The organism is Paraburkholderia sp. CI2 (assembly GCF_014201055.1).
GTDB classification, from domain to species: domain Bacteria; phylum Pseudomonadota; class Gammaproteobacteria; order Burkholderiales; family Burkholderiaceae; genus Paraburkholderia; species Paraburkholderia tuberum.
On sequence record NZ_JACHDL010000016.1, the window covers coordinates 99,493 to 124,831 of the forward strand.

General features: G+C 64.5%; 19 protein-coding genes. 5 read left to right on the top strand and 14 right to left on the bottom strand.

Features of this window, described 5'->3' with window-relative positions; translation table 11 throughout:
* Nucleotides 1-102 precede the first annotated feature (102 nt).
* Both HDG32_RS21845 and HDG32_RS21850 read right to left on the bottom strand, forming a co-directional pair.
* On the bottom strand, nt 103-4,806 hold the full coding sequence (locus HDG32_RS21845) for a glutamate synthase-related protein (RefSeq protein ID WP_184070646.1): 4,704 nt from the start codon (nt 4,804-4,806) through the stop codon (nt 103-105).
* 352 nt (nt 4,807-5,158) lie between these two features.
* On the bottom strand, nt 5,159-5,866 hold the full coding sequence (locus HDG32_RS21850; RefSeq protein WP_013090727.1) for a transposase: 708 nt from the start codon (nt 5,864-5,866) through the stop codon (nt 5,159-5,161).
* 187 nt (nt 5,867-6,053) lie between these two features.
* On the opposite strand from HDG32_RS21850, the gene HDG32_RS21855 reads away from it, so the two are divergent.
* Together HDG32_RS21855 and HDG32_RS21860 are read left to right on the top strand one after the other, a co-directional pair.
* Entirely contained in the window at nt 6,054-6,779 is a 726-nt protein-coding gene (locus HDG32_RS21855) for an OmpW family protein (RefSeq protein ID WP_184070648.1), read from the top strand.
* Nucleotides 6,780-7,146: 367 nt separating this feature from the next.
* Nucleotides 7,147-7,527, top strand: a complete 381-nt coding sequence (locus HDG32_RS21860; RefSeq protein WP_184070650.1) for a YqjD family protein — start codon at nt 7,147-7,149, stop codon at nt 7,525-7,527.
* A 103-nt stretch (nt 7,528-7,630) separates the two neighbouring features.
* Here the strand turns inward: HDG32_RS21860 and HDG32_RS21865 are convergent, their stop codons facing one another.
* From HDG32_RS21865 to pilM, 7 genes are all read right to left on the bottom strand, one after another.
* A complete protein-coding gene (locus HDG32_RS21865; RefSeq protein ID WP_311540332.1) occupies nt 7,631-8,833 on the bottom strand; it encodes a deoxyguanosinetriphosphate triphosphohydrolase in 1,203 nt (400 codons plus the stop codon).
* Nucleotides 8,834-8,977: 144 nt separating this feature from the next.
* Nucleotides 8,978-10,063 (bottom strand): 3-dehydroquinate synthase, encoded by a 1,086-nt coding sequence (gene aroB / locus HDG32_RS21870; protein ID WP_184070654.1) that lies wholly within the window; start codon nt 10,061-10,063, stop codon nt 8,978-8,980.
* Nucleotides 10,063-10,614 (bottom strand): shikimate kinase, encoded by a 552-nt coding sequence (locus tag HDG32_RS21875; protein WP_184070656.1) that lies wholly within the window; start codon nt 10,612-10,614, stop codon nt 10,063-10,065. The genes aroB and HDG32_RS21875 overlap by 1 nt, the downstream gene beginning before the upstream one ends.
* Nucleotides 10,615-10,728: 114 nt before the next feature.
* The gene (locus HDG32_RS21880) at nt 10,729-12,447 is read right to left on the bottom strand and encodes a type IV pilus secretin PilQ (RefSeq protein WP_184070658.1); all 1,719 of its coding nucleotides are present in this window, start codon (nt 12,445-12,447) and stop codon (nt 10,729-10,731) included.
* The gene (locus HDG32_RS21885) at nt 12,444-13,376 is read right to left on the bottom strand and encodes a hypothetical protein (RefSeq protein ID WP_184070660.1); all 933 of its coding nucleotides are present in this window, start codon (nt 13,374-13,376) and stop codon (nt 12,444-12,446) included. The genes HDG32_RS21880 and HDG32_RS21885 overlap by 4 nt, the downstream gene beginning before the upstream one ends.
* Nucleotides 13,373-14,059: a fimbrial assembly protein gene (locus tag HDG32_RS21890; RefSeq protein WP_184070662.1), complete on the bottom strand. Its 687-nt coding sequence runs from the start codon at nt 14,057-14,059 to the stop codon at nt 13,373-13,375. Before HDG32_RS21890 ends, HDG32_RS21885 begins: the two co-directional genes overlap by 4 nt.
* On the bottom strand, nt 14,056-15,045 hold the full coding sequence (gene pilM / locus HDG32_RS21895; protein WP_184070664.1) for a pilus assembly protein PilM: 990 nt from the start codon (nt 15,043-15,045) through the stop codon (nt 14,056-14,058). Before pilM ends, HDG32_RS21890 begins: the two co-directional genes overlap by 4 nt.
* 270 nt (nt 15,046-15,315) lie before the next feature.
* Between pilM and HDG32_RS21900 the strand changes: the two genes are divergently transcribed.
* Nucleotides 15,316-17,712, top strand: a complete 2,397-nt coding sequence (locus HDG32_RS21900; protein WP_184070666.1) for a penicillin-binding protein 1A — start codon at nt 15,316-15,318, stop codon at nt 17,710-17,712.
* A 94-nt stretch (nt 17,713-17,806) separates the two neighbouring features.
* Here HDG32_RS21900 and cyaY read toward each other — a convergent pair whose 3' ends face one another.
* Complete coding sequence (gene cyaY / locus HDG32_RS21905) at nt 17,807-18,127, bottom strand: iron donor protein CyaY (protein ID WP_090802140.1); 321 nt, start codon at nt 18,125-18,127, stop codon at nt 17,807-17,809.
* A gap of 35 nt (nt 18,128-18,162) precedes the next feature.
* Between cyaY and lptM the strand changes: the two genes are divergently transcribed.
* Complete coding sequence (gene lptM / locus HDG32_RS21910) at nt 18,163-18,507, top strand: LPS translocon maturation chaperone LptM (protein ID WP_184070668.1); 345 nt, start codon at nt 18,163-18,165, stop codon at nt 18,505-18,507.
* A gap of 9 nt (nt 18,508-18,516) precedes the next feature.
* Nucleotides 18,517-19,779 (top strand): diaminopimelate decarboxylase, encoded by a 1,263-nt coding sequence (gene lysA / locus HDG32_RS21915; protein WP_184070671.1) that lies wholly within the window; start codon nt 18,517-18,519, stop codon nt 19,777-19,779.
* 111 nt (nt 19,780-19,890) lie between these two features.
* Here the strand turns inward: lysA and msrQ are convergent, their stop codons facing one another.
* From msrQ to HDG32_RS21935, 4 genes are all read right to left on the bottom strand, one after another.
* On the bottom strand, nt 19,891-20,592 hold the full coding sequence (gene msrQ, locus HDG32_RS21920) for a protein-methionine-sulfoxide reductase heme-binding subunit MsrQ (protein ID WP_184070673.1): 702 nt from the start codon (nt 20,590-20,592) through the stop codon (nt 19,891-19,893).
* A 10-nt stretch (nt 20,593-20,602) separates the two neighbouring features.
* Nucleotides 20,603-21,598 (bottom strand): protein-methionine-sulfoxide reductase catalytic subunit MsrP, encoded by a 996-nt coding sequence (msrP, locus tag HDG32_RS21925; protein WP_184070675.1) that lies wholly within the window; start codon nt 21,596-21,598, stop codon nt 20,603-20,605.
* Between the two features lie 207 nt (nt 21,599-21,805).
* Entirely contained in the window at nt 21,806-23,017 is a 1,212-nt protein-coding gene (ccsB, locus tag HDG32_RS21930) for a c-type cytochrome biogenesis protein CcsB (RefSeq protein WP_184070678.1), read from the bottom strand.
* 4 nt (nt 23,018-23,021) lie between these two features.
* Entirely contained in the window at nt 23,022-25,232 is a 2,211-nt protein-coding gene (locus tag HDG32_RS21935; protein ID WP_184070680.1) for a cytochrome c biogenesis protein ResB, read from the bottom strand.
* Nucleotides 25,233-25,339: the final 107 nt, after the last annotated feature.

The following is a 25,339-nucleotide window of genomic DNA, read 5'->3' on the forward strand; positions in this document are numbered from 1 at the left end:
TTCTCTTCTCTATCTGTATCTAGGGGTGATCTGGACCCGCCGCGCGTCGATTGGTCGGAACGCGGCGGGTACGTCTAAATCGTTGACTTCCGTGAAGGCAGCTCAGGCGGCGAGCACTTCGCTGTTCGCCTTCTTCGCGGCGAGTTCGCCGAGCGCGCGCTTGTATTCGGTCGGGAACACCTTCACGAACTGACGGCGTGCCGCGTCCCAGTTTTCGAGCAGCGCCTTCGCGCGCGGAGAGCCCGTGAACTGGAAGTGACGCTCGATGAGCCCCTTGAGCAGCGCTTCGTCGGTCGTGCCGCGATGCCACACGCCCTGATCGACCGTGCGCTCCTGTTCGGCCTGTTGCAGCACCGGTTCGAGCGCGACCATCGACTTGTTGCACTTGCTCGCGAACATGCCGTCCGGATCGAACACGTACGCGATGCCGCCCGACATGCCGGCCGCGAAGTTACGGCCCGTCTCGCCGAGCACGACGACCGTGCCGCCCGTCATGTATTCGCAACCGTGGTCGCCCGTGCCTTCGACGACCGCCGTCGCGCCCGAGTTACGCACGCAGAATCGCTCGCCGGCCACGCCGCGGAAGAAGGCTTCGCCTTCGATCGCGCCGTACATCACCGTGTTGCCGCAGATGATGTTCTCTTCCGACTTGCCGCGGAAATCGTTGGTCGGACGGATGATGATGCGGCCGCCCGACAGGCCCTTGCCCACGTAGTCGTTGCCGTCGCCGACCAGATCCAGCGTGATGCCCTTCGCGAGGAACGCGCCGAAGCTCTGACCCGCGGTGCCCTTCAACTGGATGTGGATCGCGTCGTCCGCGAGTCCTTCGTGGCCGTACTTCTTCGCGATCGTGCCCGACAGCATCGCGCCGACCGTGCGGTTCACGTTGCGCACCGGCTGGATGAACGACACGTGCTCGCCTTTCTCGATCGCGGCCTTCGCCTTCTCGATCAGCGTGTGGTCGAGCGCGCGGTCGAGGCCGTGATCCTGCACGTCGACGTGCTTGCGCGCGACTTCCGCAGGCACTTGCGGCTGGTAGAACACACGCGAGAAGTCGAGGCCTTTCGCCTTCCAGTGCTCGATACCCTTCTTCGTGTCGAGCAGTTCCGCGCGACCGATCAGGTCGTCGAACTTGCGGATACCGAGTTGCGCCATGATTTCGCGCGCCTCTTCCGCAATGAAGAAGAAGAAGTTCACGACGTGTTCCGGCTGGCCCTGGAACTTCGCGCGCAGCACCGGATCTTGCGTCGCGACGCCGACCGGGCACGTGTTCAGATGGCACTTGCGCATCATGATGCAGCCTTCGACGACGAGCGGCGCCGTCGCGAAACCGAACTCGTCAGCGCCGAGCAGCGCGCCGATCACGACGTCGCGGCCGGTCTTCATCTGACCGTCGGCCTGCACGCGGATACGGCCGCGCAGCCGGTTCAGCACCAGCGTCTGCTGCGTTTCGGCGAGACCCAGTTCCCACGGCGTGCCCGCATGCTTGATCGACGACAGCGGCGATGCCCCCGTGCCGCCGTCATGACCGGCGATCACGACGTGGTCGGCCTTCGCCTTCGCGACACCCGCGGCAACCGTACCGACGCCCGACTCCGACACGAGCTTCACCGAGATGCTCGACGACGCGTTCACGTTCTTCAGATCGTGAATCAGCTGCGCCAGATCTTCGATCGAGTAGATGTCGTGGTGCGGCGGCGGCGAAATCAGGCCGACGCCCGGCACCGAGTACCGCAGCTTGCCGATGTAGTCCGACACCTTGTGACCCGGCAGCTGACCGCCTTCGCCCGGCTTCGCGCCCTGCGCCATCTTGATCTGGATCTGGTCGGCCGACGCGAGGTACTCCGCCGTCACGCCGAAGCGGCCCGACGCGACCTGCTTGATGCGCGAGCGCAGCGAATCGCCTTCCTTCAACGGAATGTCGACGACCACTTCGTCGCCGATCACGGACTTCATCGTGTCGCCGTTCTTGATCGGAATGCCGCGCAGTTCGTTGCGGTAACGGTTCGCGTCTTCACCGCCTTCACCGGTGTTCGACTTGCCGCCGATGCGGTTCATCGCGACGGCGAGCGTGGCGTGCGCTTCGGTGCTGATCGAGCCCATCGACATTGCGCCGGTCGCGAAACGCTTGACGATTTCCTTCGCCGGTTCGACTTCGTCGAGCGGGATCGCCTTGGTCGGATCGAACTTGAACTCGAACAGGCCGCGGAAGGTCATGTGGCGCTTGGTCTGATCGTTGATCAGATGCGCGTATTCCTTGTACGTCTGGTACGAGTTGCTGCGCGCCGAGTGCTGCAGCTTGGCGATCGCATCCGGCGTCCACATGTGTTCTTCGCCGCGCACGCGGTATGCGTACTCGCCGCCCGCGTCGAGCATGTTCGCGAGGACCGGGTTGTCGCCGAATGCTTCGCGATGCAGTCGGATCGCTTCTTCCGCGACGTCGAACAGACCAATGCCGCCGACTTTCGACGACGTGCCGTGGAAGTACTTCGACACCAGATCCGCGGCAAGACCGACCGCCTCGAAAATCTGCGCGCCGGTGTACGACATGTAGGTCGAAATACCCATCTTCGACATGACCTTCTGCAGACCCTTGCCGACTGCCTTCGTGAAGTTGTAGACCGCCTTCTCCGCCGACAGGTCGCCCTTCAGGCCGGCCGCGAGCTGGCTCAGCGTTTCCATCGCGAGGTACGGGTGCACGGCTTCCGCGCCATAGCCCGCGAGCAGCGCGAAGTGGTGCGTTTCACGCGCCGAACCGGTTTCGACGACGAGACCCGTGCTCGTGCGCAGACCCTGCTGCACGAGGTGCGTGTGGATCGCGGCCGTAGCGAGCAGCGCCGGAATCGCGACGTTGTCGCGGTCGGTCTTGCGGTCCGACACGATCAGCATGTTGTAGCCGGACTTGACCGCATCGACGGCTTCCGCGCACAGCGACGCAAGGCGTGCCTCGATGCCTTCCTTGCCCCAGGCGACCGGATAGCAGATGTTCAGTTCGTACGAGCTGAACTTGCCGCCCGTGTACTGATCGATCGCGCGGATCTTCGCGATGTCCTTGAAGTCGAGCACCGGCTGCGACACTTCGAGACGCATCGGCGGGTTGATATTGTTCGTGTCGAGGAGGTTCGGCTTCGGGCCGATGAACGACACGAGCGACATCACCATGTTTTCACGGATCGGGTCGATCGGCGGGTTCGTGACCTGCGCGAACAGCTGCTTGAAGTAGTGATAGAGCGTCTTGTTCTTGTTGGACATGACCGCGAGCGGCGAGTCGTTGCCCATCGAGCCGACGGCTTCCTCGCCCGCTTGCGCCATCGGCGCCATCAGGAACTTCAGGTCTTCCTGGGTGTAGCCGAACGCCTGCTGGCGATCCAGCAGCGCAGCAGCTTCGCGGCGTTCCGTCACGACGTCTTCGGCCTTCGCCTCGATCTCGTCGAGCTTGATGCGCACGGCGTCGATCCAGCTCTTGTACGGCTTGGCGTTCGCGAGGTTGTCCTTCAGTTCCTTGTCGTCGATGATGCGGCCGTGCTCCATGTCGATCAGGAACATCTTGCCCGGCTGCAGACGCCACTTCTTGACGATTTTCGACTCGGAAATAGGCAACGTGCCGGCTTCCGACGCCATGATGACGAGGTCGTCGTCGGTGACGATGTAGCGCGCCGGGCGCAGACCGTTACGGTCGAGCGTCGCGCCGATCTGGCGGCCGTCGGTGAACGCGATGGCGGCGGGGCCGTCCCACGGCTCCATCATGGCGGCGTGGTATTCGTAGAACGCGCGGCGATTTTCGTCCATCAGCGTGTGCTGTTCCCAGGCTTCCGGAATCATCATCATCATCGCGTGGACGAGCGGGTAGCCGGCCATCACCAGCAGTTCGAGACAGTTGTCGAACGATGCCGTATCCGATTGGCCCGGATAGATCAGCGGCCACAGCTTCGGCAGATCGTCGCCGAGTACGTGCGAGGCGATCGCGCCGGTACGCGCGTTCAGCCAGTTGACGTTGCCCTTCACCGTGTTGATTTCGCCGTTGTGGGCGATCATGCGGTACGGGTGAGCCAGTTCCCACGCCGGGAACGTGTTGGTCGAGAAGCGCTGGTGCACGAGTGCGAGCGCCGAGATGGTGCGGTCGTCCTGCAGGTCGCGGTAGTACACGCCGACCTGGCCCGCCAGCAGCAGACCCTTGTAGACGACCGTGCGCGCCGACATCGACGGCACGAAGTATTCCTTGCCGTGCTTGAGCTTCAGCGCCTGGATGCGATGGCTCGCGGTCTTGCGGATGATGTACAGCTTCCGCTCGAGCGCGTCGGTCACCATGATGTCCTTGCCGCGGCCGATAAAGATCTGGCGGATCAGCGGCTCGCTCGCCTTCACGGTCGGCGAGATCGGCATGGCGTGGTCGACCGGCACGTCGCGCCAGCCGAGCACGACCTGACCCTCGGCCTTCACCGTGCGCTCGAGCTCCTGTTCGCAGGCGATGCGCGACGCGTGCTCCTTCGGCAGGAAAATCATGCCGACGCCGTATTCGCCAGCCGGCGGCAGCGTCACGCCCTGCCGGGCCATCTCTTCGCGATAGAAGCCGTCCGGAATCTGGATCAGGATGCCCGCGCCGTCGCCCATCAGCGGATCGGCGCCGACGGCGCCCCGGTGATCGAGGTTCTCGAGAATCTTCAGGCCCTGCTGGATGATTTCGTGACTCTTGTGGCCCTTGATATGGGCGACGAAGCCGACGCCGCAGGCATCATGCTCGTTTTGCGGGTCGTACAGACCTTGGGCGGCGGGAACCGGGTGAATCGGTTGCTGGTGATCGTTCATGGGGACACCGTCTGTGAGGAGGCCGGACAGGCCGTTAAACCATTGTGCTTTTGCCGCAGTGCGCTTCGCGACCACGACGGCGCTCTTCTCGCAGCAAGACTGCGCGGGACGAAAAGCGTCGGAAATCGGAATATACGCGACGAATCAAGGAAATAGCAAATAAAACCTAATGATCAGCCCCCGATTATCAAATTGGTGCAGTGCGGTTCTCTTTTATTGGTGCCACATCAACTTGAGGCAAAAGAAAACGGCATCCGACGTGCCGTCTTCATGCAGTCCCTTGATGCAAAACACTTTAATCGGATTTAAAGCGGCTCTATCGGCGCCGCCGGGGTATCGCCCTGCCGCCGCCTCACTGCGTATGCGGCGTCTCGCGCACCTTGCGTGGCCGGCCACGCGGTAGGGGTGACACACGTCGGTTGGCGGCGCGCGCCGCCCATTCGCGGTACGTGTCGCTGCCGAGCACCCAGCCCTTCAACGTGGCTTGCTGGAGCTGGCTTGCCTCGCGCTCGTCGAGCGGCTGCTCGCACAGTTCGCGATAAGCACGCTGTCGCTCGAACGGCGTATTGCCGAGCGACCAGTAAAGGGGGTGATCCGTGATCAGACTGTCGAGGGTGAGGCCGATGTGATGACGGTAGCTCGACCAGCGATAATCCTCGGCCGCGTTGACCAGTTGCAAGCGCACCGGACACATTTCCACGACCCGGCTCGCAAGCAGGAAGTAGCGCTCACCCTCGATCACGGTGGCCCGGTAACGGCCTTCCCACAAGGTGCCGCGACGCGCATAGCGCCGGTTGAAGTGCGCGACATAGCGCCGCCCGACGGCCTGCATCGCCTTGGGCAGGCTCGACTCCTCGGTGGGCGTGACGAGCAGTTGCACGGCGCCCGGCATCAAGGCGTAAGCGTGGATCGAAAGGTGATGGTCCCGGGAGGCCGCCTTCAGACAGTCGATGAAAAGCTCGTAGTCCTGGTCGTCGACGAAGGCGGGCTGCTGGTCGAGCCCGCGCAGGATGACGTGCTGCGGCTGGTCGGGGACATAAAGACGTGCAAGCCGTGCCATGCTGGAGTGTCCAATAGTCGCGTTGGTATATACCCGAAGGTCCGAAGAGCCGCATGGGCGCAAGGTTCGGCGCCATGCGGCCAAGCCAGAAACCACGCGGAGCTTAGGGAGAAAACTCTAACCGCCGCGTATGGTTTGTTTCAAACGTTGTAGTCATAATGAGCGGGCCTTTTTTGGAGGAGCACATATGAAATTAAAACAGGCCGTAACGGGGATGGCAGTGCTAGCCTGCATGAGCACGGCAGCGCACGCACAATCGGCCGGCACCATTTACTTCTCGACGGGCTGGTTCCATCTTGCGCCCCAATCGAGCAGCGACCCACTGACCGTGACCAGCATTGGCGGTAGCCCAACCAACATCACCGAAGCCAACACCGGCGCCTCGCTGAGTTCGGCCGATACCATCGGTTTCACCGCCGGCTACTTCGTCACCGACCATATCGCAACCGAATTCGTCATTGGCGTCCCCCCTACTTTCGATCTGTTCGGCACGGGCAGCTTCGCGCAGTTCGGCAAGCTCGGGCAGGCCAAACAGTGGAGCCCGACGCTGCTGTTCAAGTACTACTTCAACGCGCCGACTGCTTCGTTCCGCCCGTATCTCGGTCTCGGTGTGAGCCGCATCTGGTTCACCGACGAACACATTTCCAACAGCGCATTCGAAGCCAACGTTCTGCATGGTCCGACCAGTGTGTCGACGGATAGTTCGTGGGAACCTGTGTTTAATGCGGGCTTCACGTACGCCTTCAATCAGCATTGGTTCGCCGGCGTGTCGATCTCGTACCTGCCGCTCAGCACGACCGCAAAGCTCACTTCGGCATCGGCCACGCCGGTCGGCACGCTGACCGTGCAATCGCAAACCAAGATCAAGCTGAACCCGATCGTCACTTACGTCAACGTCGGTTACCGTTTCTAACGCTTCGCTAGAGCGGGTAGCTTGAATTAGGGTAGTCGAATTTTCGCGACCTGGGGAACGCCGTCATCGAACCGATCACGGCGTTTGCATTTGGCGTCTCTGTTGCATCGGGATGGCAGCGTCATCCGGCATCAGCGTTTGTAAATTTGACGCGAATTCGGCGCGTCCATGTGCAAAATCCGGCGACGATACGGGCACGCCCCATCCTGTCGCGAGCCGCACGCGTGCAGCGGTGCCGGCAATGCAGCGCTTGGCATCGAAGTTGCGTTTAGATGGCGTTTCCTATGCGACGACGTGATACTGCGTCTGCGCATTGCGTGTCCGCGCGACGATGCGCGGGGCCTTTCAACTCATCGACGGAGCGACCATGACAGCACTTCCAAATACGCGAGACGCCCTCGGCGAATCCTGGACCAGCGCGAGTCGCCGCGCGCGGCGCATCGCTCGCCACAGCCGCCACGCGGCCGAAGATATCGCGGTCGAGTTGCGCACCCTGCTGTCGGAACTCGAATCGACCTTGGCCGACGGCACGCAGGCCGACGCCGTGGCCTTGCGCGGCAGGCTGCGCAAACAGTTGGACGCCGCGCGCGAGCGGCTGAACGACACGCGCGACGCGATGCGCGATCGTGCGGGCGTGGCGATCTCGGACGCCGATCACTACGTGCGTGAAAATCCGTGGCAGACGATTGCGATCGTCGGCGGGCTTGCGCTGGTGGCGGGGGCGCTGTTCGCGTCCCGTTCGCGATGACGCTGGCTTGCGCGGTTTGACGGTGCTGGCAAGGGGGCGCGACGGCCGCTCCGATGCGGCAACGCTGAACGTTACGCCCCTTGCCGCGTCCAGCCGCCAGCGGCTAGTTATCGTCGATCACGAACAGCCGCCGATACTCCTTCAGCGCGTAACGATCGGTCATCCCCGCGATGTAATGCGCGATCAAACGCGGCTGACGCGTCGCATCGGCCGACTGATAGTCCGGCGGCAGCAGCCGCGGGTCGTCGGTGAACGCGTCGAACAGGCCGACCACGACGCGGCGTGCCTTGTTGGCCATGCGCATCACGCGATAGTGACGGTACATGTTTCTGAACAGGAAGCGCTTGAGCGCCGCGGCCTGCGCGGCGATCGCATCACTGTGCGCGACGAGCGGGGGCGCCGCGCGCACGTCGTCGAGTGACGCCGGCGCGTAGCGCGCGAGATTGGCCCGCGTCGTTTCGATCAGATCGACGATCAGCGTATTGATCACGCGCCGCACCGTCTCGTGAATCAGCCGACGCCCCTCGATCTGCGGATAGTCGCCGCGCGCCGCCTCGCAGTGCGTCTGCCAGAGTTCCACTTCGGCGAGCTGCTCGAGCGACAGCAGACCGGAGCGCAGCCCGTCGTCGACGTCGTGATTGTTGTACGCGATTTCGTCGGCGAGGTTGGCGATCTGCGCTTCGAGCGACGGTTGCCGCCCTTCGAGAAAGCGCTCGCCCAATGTCCCGAGCCGGCGCGCGTTGTCGCGTGAGCAGTGCTTGAGAATGCCCTCGCGCGTCTCGAAGCACAGGTTCAACCCATTGAACGCTCCGTAGTGCTCTTCAAGTTCGTCGACGACCGTGAGGCTCTGCAGGTTGTGCTCGAAGCCGCCATGCTCGCGCATGCATTCGTTCAACGCATCCTGGCCGGCATGGCCGAACGGCGTATGGCCGAGATCGTGCGCCAGCGAAATCGCTTCGACGAGATCTTCATTGACGCGCAGATTGCGCGCAACCGAGCGCGCGATCTGCGCAACTTCGAGGCTATGGGTGAGGCGCGTGCGAAACAGGTCGCCCTCGTGGTTGACGAATACCTGAGTCTTGTATTCGAGCCGCCGGAATGCGGTCGAGTGGACGATGCGGTCGCGGTCGCGCTGAAACTCGGTACGCGCGCTCGGCGCGGTTTCCGCATAGCGACGCCCACGCGACTGGCTCGAATGCGCCGCGTACGGCGCGAGATGCGCTTCGAGCGCCTGCTGGGTCGGCGCGGGGACGGCGGGTGTGGCAACCGCGGCAGCGGCATCCGCGGTGCTGACCGTGGCGGCGATGACGCCGTTCCCGGCGCCTGCGCGCGCGCTCGTCGTGTCATGCTGGATATCGTCGCTGCGCCTGTCAGTCACCGGGTCCTCCGAAACATGGGCGGCGCCTCGTGACGCGGGTGCGTGAAGCGTGGCTGCAGGGCCGCGTTGAATCTAGACGGCGGCGGCCAGCGTCGCATGCACGTCGGCGTCGGGCGCGCGGGTGATCAGTGTCTCACCGAAACGCTTCAGCAGAATGAACTTGATCGCGCCGGCTTCCGCCTTCTTGTCGATCTGCATCAGCTCGACGTAACGATCCGCGCCGAGCGCGGGAGCACGCGTGGGCAGATGCGCGGCAAGCACGACGTCGACGAGCCGCTTGCGCGACGCTTCATCGAGATGGCCGAGCCTCACCGACAGATCCGCCGCCATCACCATTCCGCAGCCGACCGCCTCGCCGTGCAGCCACTCGCCATAGCCGAGTCCGGCTTCGATCGCGTGGCCGAACGTGTGACCGAAGTTGAGGATCGCGCGCAGACCACCTTCGCGCTCGTCCTGCGCCACCACCGACGCCTTGATCTCGCACGAGCGTTTGACTGCCTCGGTCAACGCCTCCGGTTCGCAGCGGTTCAAAGCCTCGATATTGGCCTCGATCCAGCTGAAGAATCCGGCGTCGGCGATTGCGCCGGTCTTGATGACCTCGGCGATGCCCGCCGCGAGTTCGCGTTCGGGCAACGTACGCAATGCGCCGATGTCAGCGATCACCGCCCGAGGCTGGTAGAACGCGCCGATCATATTCTTGCCCAGCGGATGATTGATGCCGGTCTTGCCGCCGACCGACGAATCCACCTGCGACAGCAACGTGGTCGGCACCTGGATGAAAGGCACGCCGCGCATGTAGCAGGCGGCGGCAAACCCGGTCATGTCGCCGATCACACCGCCACCGAGCGCGATCAGCGTGGTCTTGCGGTCGGCGCGCGAGCCGAGCAGCGCGTCGAAGATCAGGTTCAGCGTCTGCAGATTCTTGTGTGCTTCGCCGTCCGGCAAAACCACCGTGGACACCTGCTTGTTCAGCGGCGCAAGCGCTGCGCGCAGCTTGTCGCCGTAGAGCGGATCGACGGTGCTATTGGTGACGATCGTGACCGAGTTGCCGGCGATATGCGGCGCGAACAGCGCGGTCTGGCCGATCAGGCCGGCACCGATATGGATGGGGTAGGCGCGCTCGCCCAGTTCGACGTTGACGGTAATCATACGGTCCATTATGACGCAGGATGTTTGGCGACGCCGGCCATCTCGAGCTGCATCAGAACCATGTTGACGAGTCCGTTGACCGAGGGCCGGCCGGTTTCGATCACGAAGTGCGCGCATTCGCGGTACAGCGGGTCGCGCACTTCATAGAGCGCTTCGAGGCGCGCCTTGGGGTCTTCCGTTTGCAGCAGCGGGCGATTCTTGTCGCGCCGCGTGCGCAGCCACAGGTCATGCGGATTGGCGCGCAGATAGATCACGAGGCCACGGCTTTTCAACGCTTCGCGGTTTTCCGGCCGCAGGACTGCACCGCCGCCGGTCGCGAGCACGATATTGTCGCGCCCGGTCAGCTCGGAGATCACGTTCGCTTCGCGATCGCGAAAGCCCGCTTCGCCCTCGAGCTCGAAGATCACGGGAATGCGCGCGCCCGTGCGCGCCTCGATTTCATGGTCGGAATCGAAGAACGGGCGCTCGAGACGGCGCGCAACCGCCCGACCCACAGTGGTTTTTCCTGCCCCCATGAGCCCTACGAAAAAAACATTGGCGTGTGCGTCCCGCGCTTGCAACGGTGTCCTCTGGCTAATCCGGTGTAGTTCGTGCCGCAGCTTACTGGCAAAGCGGCTGCCTTGTCGAGCCTGCGCGCCGCCGGCGGATGGCGGTGCATGCGTGCCCTATATGCCCTAATTTTCCCGCACCACGCGCGGCGTGATGAAAACCGCCAGTTCGCTACGCGTGTCGCGATGAGTCCGATGGCGGAACAATGCGCCCAGAACCGGTATTTTGCCGAGGAGGGGCACCCGCTCGACGTCGTCACGGTCGTCGGTCTCGTAAATTCCGCCGATCGACACCGTACCACCATCCTCGACCTCGACGCGCGTTTGCACGTGCTTGGTGTTGATTGCGGGCCCGGCGTCGGTCTGCTCGCCGACGCTGTCCTTCGCGACGTCGAGATCGAGCACCACGCGGCCATCCGGCATGATCTGCGGCTCGACCTCCAGTTTGAGCGTCGCCCGGCGAAACTGCACGCCCGATACGCCCTGGCCGACCTTCGCCTGATACGGCAGCTCGGTGCCCTGCTCGACGATCGCCTTCATCCGGTCCGCGGTGACGACCCGTGGGCTCGACACGATTTTCCCATGCCCTTCGGACTCGAGCGCCGAGAGTTCGATATTCAGCAGCCGGGTCGCGTGAGCCGCGAACAGCGTGAGGCCAGCGGTCGCGGCATCGAATCCGGAGATCGGTCGGGCCGACAGATCGTACACGGAGCCGTCCGTCCCACCCGTCAGCCCTCTCGACGTACCGTCCGCGCTGGTGCCGGCGAGCGACAGCCGCACCCCGAGATTGCGCGAAAAACCCTGGTCGCCTTCGACGATCTGAGCCTCGATCAGCACCTGGCGAGTCGGCCGGTCGACGGAAGCGATCAGCGCCGCGATCTGCTCGAGCCGCCCCGCGAGATCGGTGACGAACAGCAGGTTGGTGCGCGGATCAGCGGTGACGGCGCCACGTTTGGACAGCACGCGCTGGGTGCCGGAACCGGTCAGCAGGCGACGCACGTCCTCGGCGTGCGCGTAGTGCAGCTCGAACGTGCGGCTCGCGAGCGGCTCGAGGTCCGCGGCGCGCGCGTGGGCTTCGAAGCGCTGACGTTCGCGCGCGGCGAGCTCGGCGGCAGGCGCGACCCAGATTACGTTGCCGTGGCGCTCCATCGCCAGATTGTTGACGTCGAGCAAGGTGTCGAACGCGGTGCGCCACGGCACCTTGTCGAGACGTATCGACACGGCGCCGCGCACTTTGTCGCTGGCAACGATGTTCAGGCCGGTGAACTCGGCGAACGCTTTCAGAACCGCGCCAAGTTGCGCACGCTGAAAGTTCAGCGAGATCGGCTCGTTGCCCGCGGGAAGGCCCGAGTCCGCACTCGCCGATGCGTCGGCGAGGCGCGGCCGCGGCGGCAGCGGGACCGGCGGGCCTTCGAGACCAGGCGGGCCGGCACTGTCGTCGCGAGCCGGGGTGGCGGGTTGTCCTGGCGAAGGCGGCGGCATCGGGCCGTTGGCGACGTCGTCCGGGGAGGCGTCGGGCGCTATCGCGGAACGCGCGGCCGGCTGGAGCGTGTCCGGCTCCTGGGCCGCGCCTGGCGTGGAAACGTCGCCGAACGGATTCGCCGCCTGGCCGATGCCGCCGCTCGGCAGCGGCGCCGTCTCGTAGGCGGTGTTGGCCCATACGGCCGGGTCGTCGAGCGCCGCGTAAGTCGGCAACGGCGGCAGCAGCAGTGGCGTCGCTGCCTGTGCGACGCCGGCACCCAGCGTCGCGGCGACGTAGAGCCCGAAACACCGTCCGCAGACGACGCGGACCTCGCGTCCGACACCCAGCGTCGCGACGCTCCATCGCTTGAGCGTGCGCATCATGACGCCTCCGTCAGCGTCAGCGTGCGCGTCGCGCCGCCGTTCGCGAGCGTAATGCCAAGCGCGTCGAGCTGTGTGACCCGCTCGACGCCCAGTCGTTGCCCGGCCGCGACCGTCGTCGTGCCGTCTGGCGTGTCGAGCAGCGCGAGCCCGCGGGTACGATCGCGCAGCAAACCGACAAGGCGCAACTCAGAAGCATCACCCAGCTCGCCGCTCGCGGAGATCTGCGACTTCGCAAACGGATCGAAGAACACGAGGCCTTCGTCGTCATCGTCGGCAACCTCGTCGGCGTCAGGGCTCGCCTCGGCGCTCGCAGCCGGGGTGTCGGGCACCGGTCGCAGCGCGGCGTACACCTGCAGCGTCGCGGCCACCGCGAGCCCTTTGCCGTCCTGCTTGACGGTCACGTCGACGGGAACGATCAGCACCGGCAGTTGCGCGAGCCCGTGGAAAAACGCCATCAGGTGAACGAAGTCGGTGCGCGCGGTGAGCTGCAGCACGCGCATCCGCTCGACGCCCTCGCCGCTCGCCGCGCCCGGTTCCACCGCAAGCAGCGCGACGCCGCTTTGCGTGGCCAGCTCGGAGACGATGCGCACGTCGTCGGCGGAGTTCCACGACACGGCGCTCGACGCCGTGGCCGGCATCGCCGCGGCTGCACGGCGCAGCGACGGCAGCTGTGCGAGCGTGTGCCGCGCGTCCGCGAGACGCTGTGTGCTGAGCGCGAGCGCCGCGCGGCTCGCTTCCAGTCCGGCGAGATCAGCCGCGTTCCAGCCGTACGCGCCGACACCGAACACGAGCGCGGCAAGCGTCGCCGCGACGAGCCAGCGACGGCGCCGGCTCCACGCCTCGAGCGGCATACGCGCCCGCTTGACCCAGCGCGAAAAACCCGCGGACCCATGCGCCGCACCACCCGCCTCGAAAAAGGTCGTGCTCATCGCGCACCTCCCGTTGGTGCGGCCTTCAGGGCGCGCGTCGCTTTATGCGGCGGATCGCCCCAGCGCAGGCGCGCATCGAACTCCACGGGTCCGCCTATCGCCTGTTCCGTCGACGCGCCGCCCTTCCCCGTCGGCCGATGCAGATCGCGCATCTCCGCGCCCTGCACGCCGTGGATCGCGCCGAGCCGCTTGAGCCACTCAGCCGACGCGATATGGCCACTCGAAGTCGCCAGCAATTCAGTCTCGTACTCGCGCTGGCGCAACTGCCGCAACACGACGCGATCGCCGGGTTCGAAGCTCAGCGCGTCGAGCAGATCGCGCAGATGTGCGAGCGGCCTTGCGAGACTCGCGGCGCGCGCCGCGGCTTCGCGCTCGTCCTGTTCGGCCCGCGACAGCTTCGCGTGCTCCGCGAGCGGCACGGCGAGCGGAGTCAGCGCCTGCCCGGCCGCCGCGCGCCGCGCATCGAGCCGCGCTGCGGCGAAGCTCTGCCAACCGGCGACGAGCAACACACCCGCGGCACCGACACAAGCGGCCACAGCCCAGTCGCGCATACAGCGGCGCCGCGCGAGTCGCGCGTTGCGTTGGCGATACGGCAGCAGATTGAAGCCGCCCAGCCACGGTACAGCGGCGCGCTGATCGGCATTCGCGGCGACGCCAGACGAAAACGACAGAACGGCCTTCATTCCAGCACCCCGCGCAACGCGAGCCCAAACGCGACCGCGCCAGCCGGCTCGTGCAGCAAGGCGTCGTCGAGCGGCCGCGCGTGGCTGCCGAGCAGCGCGCATTCGAACGGCAGCGCCGAGCAGCCGAGCACGTCGCCAATATCGGCGAGTGAAAAGCCGACGCCGTCGAGCAGATCGATTTCGCCGCCAATCAGCGCGCAGTCGAACTCCGGCCCGTGCGTGAGATCGCGCAACGCGTCGGCGAGATCGGCATGCTCGGGCGCCGGGTAGCGCATCTCGCCGACGCTCGCGCCATCGACGACGCTCCAGCCGTACACGCCGTCCGTACCGACCCACACCGCCGCGTACGGCTCGTTCGGGTCGAGCTCGCGACTGGCCGCGTGGCGCAGCGCGCGCAATGCCGCGTGCGGTTCGCCATCGATCGCGGACAGCGAAATCCCTGCGGTCGCGGCGCATTCGATCCGCGCTTCGAGATGCTGACGCGCGGTCGCGGCGATCTTCACCGAGCGCACCGGCGACGGCGTCTCGTCGACGTACCAGTCGACCGCGAGCGCATGACGCTCGAGGCCCGCGATGCGCTCCGCCTCTCCCATCACCGCGGGCGCAAGTCCGGCGAGCGCAACGCCGCCGTCCTCCGCCTCGCAGTCGCTCTGAGCGGCGAGCCGCGCGAGCGGCACTGTCGTCGTCAGCGTGGCCGACGAAGGCACGGCCATCGCGCAGCGCAGCGCGTGCGTCGCGCATACGCGCGGCAAACCGGCGAACGCATCGCGCAACGCCCGCGCGACGGCCTGCCGATCGACGATCTCGGCGCCCGCCATGGTGCCGGCCGCGAACGGCACCGTGCTCATATGTTCGAGATGCAGCGCGCCCCGGGCGCGTTGACTCACCACGACGAGACGCACGTTTTGCGAACCGACATCGATGCCGGCGGCGAAACGCTGCCGGCCCTCCCGCACCGCCTGAAGCCACGAATTTGTATAGGCCATACCGCCCTCCCTCTGACTCACGCGACGAACCATTCGAACGCGAGTAACGAGGGATCATTGTCGGCAGACGCACGTCCTAACGACATTCAGCCGAATGGCTAACGCGGATGCGAAGCCGCCCCGAGCGACATCAAAGCGACTACAGTTGGGACTACGGCGAAGTCATTCCCGCGCCGCCTGGCGTGTGCCGATTGCGCGTTATTCGTAAGCTTGTCGAAAGCAGAAAAACCCTGGCGGCTATAATCGCGGGACTGTTTTTCCGGTACTCCTATGCAAGCCACGTCTCCTGCGTCCCCACCGCCCGCGCCGAAAAAGCGCAAACGTCCGTTATGGCTGAAGCTGATCCTTGGCTTTGTCGGGTTGATCGTGGCGGGCATCGTATGCGTGGCGCTGGTGCTCGGCTATGCGCTCGTCGTCGCGACGCCGAACCTGCCGTCACTCGATGCATTGACTGACTATCAGCCCAAAGTGCCGCTGCGAATCTATACGGCCGATCACGTGCTGATCGGCGAATTCGGCGCGGAGCGGCGCGACATCGTGCACATCCAGGACGTGCCCGACAGCCTGAAGAAAGCGATCCTCGCGATCGAGGACGCGCGCTTCTATGAGCACGGTGGCGTCGACCTCACCGGCATCGCGCGAGCCGGCTTCGTCGCGCTGACCAACGGTCATGCGACGCAAGGCGCGAGCACGATCACGATGCAGGTCGCGCGCAACTTCTTTCTGTCCAGCGAGAAGACGTACACGCGCAAGATCTACGAGATGCTGCTCGCGTACAAGATCGAGTCGAAGCTGAGCAAGGATCAGATTCTCGAGGTGTACATGAATCAGATCTATCTCGGTCAGCGCGCGTACGGTTTCGCGAGTGCCGCGCGCGTGTACTTCGGCAAGGATCTGAAGGACCTGACGCTCGCCGAATCGGCGATGCTCGCCGGTCTGCCGAAGGCGCCCTCCGCGTATAACCCGGTCGTCAATCCGAAGCGTGCGAAGGTGCGCCAGGAGTACATCCTGCAGCGCATGTACGAATTGCACTACATCACTCAGGAACAGTACGACGAGGCGAGCCGGCAGCGGCTCGTCGTGAAGGGCATGGGCAAGGAGTACAGCGTACACGCGGAATACGTCGCGGAAATGGTGCGGCAGATGATGTACGCGCAGTATCGCGAGGAAGCCTACACGCGCGGCCTGAACGTCGTGACCACGATCGACTCGGCCGATCAGGACGTCGCCTACCACGCGGTGCGCAAAGGCTTGATGGACTACGAGCGCCGTCACGGCTATCGCGGCCCGGAGGCGTTCATCGATCTGCCGGCCGACGCCGACGAGCGCGAGCAGGCCATCGACGACGCGCTGCTCGAACATCCCGACAATGGCGAAATCATCGCGGCCGTCGTCACAGCGGCGAGCCCGAAGCAGGTCCAGGCGGCGTTCATCGACGGCAATGTCGCGACCATTCAGGGCGACGGCCTGCGCTATGCGCAGTTCGCGCTCGGCCCGCGCGCGCAGCCGAATCAGCGCATCCGGCCCGGCGCGATCGTGCGGCTCGTGAAGAACGACGAGGGCGACTGGTCGATCACGCAATTGCCCCAGGTGGAAGGCGCGTTCATCTCGCTGGTGCCGCAGGACGGTGCGATCCGCTCGCTGGTCGGCGGCTTCGACTTCAACAAGAACAAGTTCAATCACGTGACGCAAGCGTGGCGTCAGCCGGGCTCCAGCTTCAAGCCGTTCATCTATTCGGCGTCGCTCGAAAAGGGCCTCGGGCCCGCCACGATCATCAACGACGCGCCGCTCTTCTTCAGCGCCGCCGAAACCGGCGGCCAGGCGTGGGAGCCGAAAAACTACGGCGGCGGCTTCGACGGTCCGATGACGATGCGCACCGCGCTGCAGAAATCGAAGAACCTCGTGTCGATCCGCATCCTGAACCAGATCGGCCCGAAGTACGCGCAGCAATACATCACGCGGTTTGGCTTCGACGCGGACCGCCATCCCGCCTATCTGCCGATGGCGCTCGGCGCGGGTCTCGTGACGCCGCTGCAGATGGCCGGCGCGTTCTCGGTGTTCGCCAACGACGGCTACCGGATCAATCCGTATCTGATCGCGGAGGTCACCGATCAGCGCGGCGTCGTCGTCGCGCACGCGCAGCCGCTCGTGGCCGGGCAAAGCGCGCCGTTCGCGATCCAACCGCGCAACGCCTACGTGATGAACAGCCTGCTGCAAAGCGTCGCGCAGCACGGCACCGGGGCGAAGAGCAACGTGCTCAAGCGCACCGATCTCGCCGGCAAGACCGGCACGACCAACGATTCCCGTGACGCGTGGTTCGCCGGCTATCAGCACACGCTCACCGCGATCGCGTGGATCGGCTACGACAACCCGCGCAGCCTCGGCGACAAGGAAACCGGCGGCGGCCTGGCGCTGCCGGTGTGGATCGAGTACATGGGAAGCGCGCTGAAGGGGGTGCCCGAGTACAAGATGCCACGCCCCGACGACGTCAGCGAAATCGGCTCGGAGCTTTATTTCGACGAGTTCACGCCGGGCCACGGTTTCATCGCGACGGTCGGCGTCAGTCAGGCGACGCTCGATGCGGAGGCGAGCGCGGCAGCCGCCGCTCCGGAACAGGTTGGCGAACAGGAAAAGCAGGACATCATGAATCTGTTCCGCGGGCACTGAGGCTGCGTCGATGTCCCGCCAGAAAAGAAAAAACCGCCGCGTTCGTTACGCGGCGGTTTTGTTTTGAGAGCGTCTCGCGCTCATTACACCGCGCTCATAGCGCGGCGATCCGCACCGGCTCGCCAGCCTGCTGCGTCGCATACTGCGACAGCGCCGCGAAAAACTCCGCGCCGCTGCGCGTGTCGCGCCATTCACCGTCGACGAAACGGAAGTGGAAACCGCCGGCCTTCGCCGCGATCCAGATCTCGCTCATCGGCGGCTGAAGGTTGACGATGATCTTCGTGCGGTTCTCGAATTCGAGCGTCAAAACGTTGCCGCTGCGCTCGAGCTCGATGTCGGCGTCGATGTCGTCGAGCGCGCTCTCGATGGCGGCCAGCACGGCTTCCGCACGGGTCAGGTAATCACTATCGGACATGCTAAACTCCATCGATTATTCATTCAGGGACAGTCATGCGAGTCGTAACTCGGATGCGCGCGGCAGCGCCCGGCCGCGCGATTGTAGCGGTTTTAGTCATTCTCGCAGGTTGTGCGCTTACCGGCTGCGGCCAACGCGGCTCACTCTATCTGCCGACCGTACCGCCGATGCCTGCCCCGCCGGCTCACCGCACGCAAACGCCATCGACCGATCGAACGCAACCGGCTAGCGGCAGCGCGGCCGACACGGGTTCGATCCCGGACACCTCGGGCACGCCGCTCACGCTCGCCCCCGAAGACCAGCTCGCGGCGCCGCCCGCTTCGGCGGCATCGGCTCCCCCAGTGCCGCTGCCCGCCTCTGCCGTCCCTTCCGTTCAATAAGACTTTCGCATGACTCGATCCGCATTTGACTACGTCGACGGCGTATTGCACGCCGAAGGCGTGTCCGCCGTTTCTCTCGCCGAGCAGTTCGGCACGCCGCTCTACGTCTATTCGCGCGCCGCGCTCACCGCTGCCTGGAACGCCTATGCGGGCGCCTGCGCGGGGCGTCGCGCGAGCGTGCACGTGGCCGTCAAGGCCAACAGCAATCTCGCGGTGCTGAACGTGTTCGCGCGCCTCGGCGCGGGCTTCGACATCGTGTCGGGCGGCGAGCTCGCGCGCGTGCTCGCGGCCGGCGGCAAAGCGCAAAACACCGTGTTTTCGGGCGTTGGCAAGCAGGCAAGCGAAATGCGCGACGCGCTCGCGGCGGGCGTCAAATGCTTCAACGTCGAATCGATTCCCGAACTCGCCCGCCTCAACGCGGTGGCGGGCGAGATGGGCAAGAAAGCGCCGGTGTCGCTGCGCGTGAATCCCGATGTCGATGCGAAAACGCATCCGTACATTTCCACCGGACTCAAGACCAACAAGTTCGGCGTCGCGTTCGAAGATGCGCGTGCCACCTACCAGGCGGCCGCGGCGATGTCGAATCTCGAGGTGATCGGCATCGACTGCCATATTGGCTCGCAGATCACCGAAGTCGCGCCCTATCTCGACGCGATCGACAAGGTGCTGGAACTCGTCGAGCAGATCGAGGAGGACGGCGTGTCGATTCGCCATATCGACGTCGGCGGCGGTCTGGGCATCACCTACGACGACGAAACGCCGCCGGAAATCGGTGAGTTCGTGCGCACGGTGCTCGATCGCATCGAAGCGCGCGGCCACGGTCACCGCGAAGTCTATTTCGAGCCGGGCCGCTCGCTGGTCGGCAATGCGGGCGTGCTGCTCACACGTCTCGAGTTTCTGAAGCCGGGCGAGGACAAGAACTTCGCGATCGTCGACGCGGCGATGACCGATCTCGCGCGCCCCGCGATGTACGACGCCTATCATGCCATCGAGCCGGTCGTGAAGCGCGACGTCCCCGCGCATGTGTACGACGTGGTCGGCCCGGTCTGCGAAAGCGGCGACTGGCTCGGCCGGGAGCGGTTGCTCGCGGTCGAACCCGGCGATCTGCTCGCGATCCGCTCGGCCGGGGCGTACGGCTTCGTGATGAGTTCGAACTACAACACCCGTGCGCGCGCCGCCGAGGTGATGGTGGATGGTACACAGGCGCATGTGGTTCGCGCGCGCGAAGAGGTCAAGCAGCTGTTTGCGGATGAAACGATACTGCCGGCGTAAACGTCAGTACCTGCGACAGAGCGCGAAGGTCGAGCGCAGCAACGAAAATGGCGATGCCACGGTGGCATCGCCATTTTTATTTGAAACAGCGTGACGCCAATAAACTCGCCATCATCGTCGGCGCGTTCCCATCCTCCGCTCACGTATCCACACCACCAGCCGCCATCCCAGCAACGCGATCATCACCGCGCCGTAGATCTTCGGCAGCAGCAGGTCGTGCTTGCCCGCCTTCATCCACCAGAAATGCAGGATCGCGAGCACGCCGATCGCATAGATCGCGCGATGCAGCGTCTGCCAGCGACGTCCGAGCTTGCGCACCATCGCGCGCGGCGACGTGACCGCAAGCGCGATCAGCAGCACGAACGCGGTGAAGCCCACCGTGATGAACGGCCGCTTGCCGATGTCCTTCAGAATCTCCGCAACATCGAACCACTTGTCGAACCACAGGTACGTGGTGAAATGCAGCGTCGCGTAGAAGAACGTGTAGAGCCCGAGCATGCGGCGGAAACGCACGAACGCGGCGACGCCGGTCAGACGGCGTAGCGGCGTCACCGCGAGCGTGATGCACAGGAACACGAGCGTCCACAGGCCGGTCGAGCGCGTGATGAATTCAATCGGATTCGCGCCGAGCCGGTCGGTCAGGCCGAACAGCACGAGACGCGCGAGAGGATAGAGCGCCGCGATGAAGACTGCGACTTTGGTGGGCACGACCCAGCGCGCGCCGCCGGTGGAACGCGGCTTCACCGCCGACGCCGACGACGTCCGCCGCGTCGCAGGCTCGGTGCGGGTGACAGTTTGCGTATCGGAAACCATCGCGCTCGCCCTAGAAGTTCTTCTTCAGGTCCATGCCCTGATAGAGCGACGCGACCTGATCGCCGTAACCGTTGAACATCAGCGTCTTGCGTTTCGGCGTGAAAAAGCCGTCTTCGCCGATGCGCCGTTCAGTGGCTTGACTCCAGCGCGGATGATCGACATTCGGATTCACGTTCGAATAAAACCCATATTCGTTCGACGCGTACGTGTTCCAGCTCGTCGGCGGCTGCTTCTCGACGAAGCGGATTTTCACGAGCGACTTCGCGCTCTTGAAGCCGTACTTCCACGGCACCACGACGCGCACCGGCGCGCCGTTCTGATTCGGCAGTACCTGGCCATAGAGGCCCATCGTCAGTAGCGTCAGCGGATGCATCGCCTCGTCCATCCGCAGGCCTTCGGAGTACGGCCAATCGAGTATGGGTGCCGACAACCCTGGCATCTGCGACGGATCGGCGAGCGTGATGAACTGCACGTACTTTGCATTGCCGCTCGGTTCGACGCGTTTGATCAGCTCCGACAGCGAGACGCCGATCCACGGCACCACGATCGACCAACCTTCGACGCAGCGATGCCGGTACACACGCTCCTCGAGCGGCGCGAGCTTCAGCAGATCGTCGATGTCGTACACCTTCGGATTCTTGATCTCGCCCTCGACGCTCACCTTCCACGGATGCGGCCGCAACGTGCCCGCGCGCTGCGAGGGGTCGGATTTATCGGTGCCGAACTCGTAGAAATTGTTGTAGGTTGTGATGTCCTTGTACGGCGTGATCTTGTCGAGCGCGACGAACCTGGTGTTGGTTTTCGCCGCGAGCTTCTGCGCCTTCGGATCGGGCGACGAGTAGGTCGCGAGCGCCTCGCCGCTCACGCCGATCAGGCTGCCGAGCGCCATCGCGCCCGCCGCCTGCAGGATGCGTCGCCGGTTTTCGAACACGTGCCGCGGCGCGATTTCGCTGCGCGCGATGTCATCGCCGGTCAGTTGAATTCTGTCGCTTCGCTTGATCCACATCGTGCTGCTCCTTGCCGGCCCGCCGCGTCGCGCGCGTTGCGGAGCCTTATTGATGATCGCCCCTTTGGGGGCGTCTGTCATCCATGGGTAGTTGCTCCAGGTGCTCGACTGGCGAACACCGGGGCGCAACGAATATTCCATCGGCCATAAAAAAACCGCCGGTGCGAAAGCACGCGGCGGTTCTTAGTCGGTTCAGCGCGGCGGATCTTACAGCTTGCCGTAGCTATGCAAGCCCGACAGGAACATGTTCACGCCGAGGAACGCGAAGCTCGTGACCAGCAGCCCGGTCAGCGCCCACCACGCGGCGAGCGCGCCGCGCAGGCCCTTCATCATACGCATGTGCAGCCAGGCCGCGTAGTTCAGCCACACGATCAGCGCCCACGTCTCCTTCGGGTCCCAGCTCCAGTAGCCGCCCCAGGCTTGGGCGGCCCACAGCGCGCCGAGAATCGTCGCGATCGTGAAGAACGCGAAGCCGACCGCGATCGACTTGTACATCACGTCGTCGAGCACGTCGAGCGCCGGCAGACGATCCGCGAGCACGCCGCGTTCCTTCGCCAGATATGCGACGCCGACCATCGCCGACAGCGCGAAGCTGCCATAGCCGATGAAGTTCGCCGGCACGTGAATCTTCATCCACCAGCTTTGCAGCGCCGGCACGAGCGGCTGGATCTGCTGCGCGTCGCGCGCGACCGAGTACCACATCAGGAAGCCGACGGCTGCGCTGATCACGAGCAACACGAACGCGCCGAGCGCGCGCGTGTTGTAGTGCTGCTCGTAGTACAGATAGAACAGCGCGGTGATCAGGCTGAACAGCACGAACACTTCATAGAGGTTCGAAATCGGAATATGGCCGACGTCCGCGCCGATCAGATACGACTCGTACCAGCGCACCATCATGCCGACGAAGCCCATCAGCACCGCCGCCCACGTCATCTTCGAGCCGATCGCGGCGCCGGTCGGCGAGCGCGACAGCAGCGCGATCCAGTAGAACCCGGTCGCGAATACGAAGAGCGCGCTCATCCACAGGATCGCGGACTGGCTCGACAGGAAATACTTGAGGAAGAAAGCGTTGTCGGCGCGGCTCAGATCGCCGTGGTAGATCTGGATTGCGAGCAGCGACAGCGCGGCGATTCCCACCATCAGCGGACGCACCGGCTTCCAGCGCCAGCCGAGCACGACGAAAACCGGCACCGAGCACATCAGCACCAGTTTGTCGTAGTAGTTCATGAACGGGTGATAGCGCGACAGCGCGAACCCGGCGCCCCCGACGAGCGCGAGCGCGAACAGCCAGTCGACGATACCCAGGCGTTTCAGGAACGGCCGTTCGTCGAAGTTCGGGAGTTCGGGCGTGCTGCTCGCAAACGCCTTGTCGGCGCGTGGAGCAGAAGAAGAGGAGGAGGAAACCTGAGTCAAGTCCATGATCTTACCGGGTCGAATCCTGTGAGCTTGCCGACGCAGCGGCGGCCTGACCGGCCGGGCTGGCATCGGCTGCTTCGATGAGTTTCGCGCCCAGTGCGGCGCTCACGGCGGCCCGCGTCTGGACGAACTCTTTCTCGAAGTCTAGCGTCTTACGCGCGCTCGACATCGCCATTACGACGCTCGTGCCGTGGTCCGTGTCCTTGAGCCAGAACCATAGACGCCGTTCGCGAACGTAGAACATCGAGAAGATGCCCAATACGAGAAGCAGGCTGCCAAGATACACGACTTTTTTGCCCGGCGCGCGCGTCAACTGAAATACCGAAGCTTGCACCTGCTTGAATGAGTCAAGCTGCAAATAGACCGGCGATCCATACAGAAAGCTGTCGGAAATCGCATTAAGCGAGCTCTGGATGAAGCGGCTCGTGTCCGTATCGGCCGGCGCGGCGGGCTCGCCGAGCCGCTGGCGCGACAGTTGCCACAAGTCCCACGTCACGCCTTCGAGCATGCGAAGCAGCAGGCCCGCGGCCTTTTCCTGCTCGCCCTTCGGTACCGAGCGGTCGATAAACCCAGCGACCGCCTGGAAGCCGCCGAGCGTTTCGCCATTCGGCATCTTCATGCTGCTGTCGGCGCCCGCAAAAAGGGTCAGGACCCGCAAGGCGCTTTCCTCCAGATGTTGCTGCAACTCCGCATTTGAAACCGGCACCGAACGCTGCGCGAATTGATGAGCGGCGATGGCCCGTTGGTTCGGGTCTTCCAGCGTGGCGCGCAGATTCATCCATTCCTTGAGCGTGCCGCCGCTATCGGCGGGAATTCGCAGATAGCGGAACGGGTCGTCGGGATTCAAGCGCATGCCGGCGAGGAACATTTTCTCGCCGTTCACGTCGACGGGCAGCATGTAGTTGTTGTATTCGCGCGCCTGGCCATCCTTGCCGCGAATCTTGTACTGCACCGACGGGCCGACGTTGTGCAGATCGAGCGGCTTCGACGTTTTCGCGCCGGAGCCGAGGCGCTCGTCGAACGCTTCCTTCAGCGAGTGCTGCGCGACAACCCCGCGCGCATCGCTCTGCCCGTTGCCGTTCGAGATGTTTTCGACGTTGATCGCGCGGAAGTCGGTGAATTCGACGCTCTGGCCATCGGCCAGCGGCGTGGCCGAGCTCAACGGCGCGCTGCCGCCGATCGTGCCGCCAAACGGCGCGGGCTTAGCACTCGGGCCGGACATCGGGAAGGCAGTCATCTGCATCTGCGAGCCGCCGTCCTGGAAGCTCGATTGATAAATCGACACGCCGTCGTATTCGAACGGCTTGTTGACCTCGACGCGCGCCGGCACGCGTGCGCCGGTCTTGTGATCGATCACGACGATGTCGCTCGCGAACAGCTTCGGCATGCCGGTCGAGTAGTAATCGACGATGAACTTGTTGAGCTCGATCGAAAACGGCAGGTCCTGGATCAGCGAACCATTGGGCTGATTCAGGATCGCGGTCGACACGTGCTGCCCTTCGGGTACCCACGCGTAGCCGCGGAACGTCGGGTTCGATTGCGACAGCCGATGCTCGGGCGAAATCTCGTTGATCACCGTGTTCGAGTTGATCGGCGACTTGTCGAACAGCCACATTTGCAGCTTGATCGGCAGATTGCTGTCGAGCAGGCCGCCCAGGCAGATCACGACGATCGCGAGGTGCGCGAAGATGTAGCCGAACTTCGTCAGCGCGCCACGCTTCGCGGCGATCAACGTCGCGCCGTCCGACTCGCGCGTGACGAACTTGTAGCCGAGCTTCGCCGACAACCTTGCGAGCACCGCCGCCGACTGCGCGCGCGTGCCGTGCACCGCGAACTCACCCTTGTGATGGAACGCGCGCAGGCTGCCTTCTCGAACCTTGTCCTTCCAGCTCTTCGCGTCGGCGACCATCTTCGGCGCATTTCGGATCACGCAGAGCGACACAGACACCATCAGGAAGCCGAGAATCAGCATGAACCACCACGAGCTGTACACCGTGTAGAGGCTCAGCGCGCGGAAGATGTCCGCCCAGAACGGACCGAACTGGTTGACGTAGTTGGGATACGGATCGTCCTGCGTGAGGACGGTACCGATGATGCTGGCGATCGACAGAATGACCAGCAGCGCAATGGCGAAACGCATCGAGCTCAGGAGCTCGATGGCGCTGCGCATGACGCGATTGCCCGACTTCGACTGCAGACCCGACGTGGTGACGCTCATTCAAACTCCGACTGAACAGCAAAAAAGGGTGAAGGGCTGTCGTAGCGACGACACCCTCACCCTTTTCTTGTTTTTCACCGGCCTCGCCGGGCCGGTTGGATTTGCGC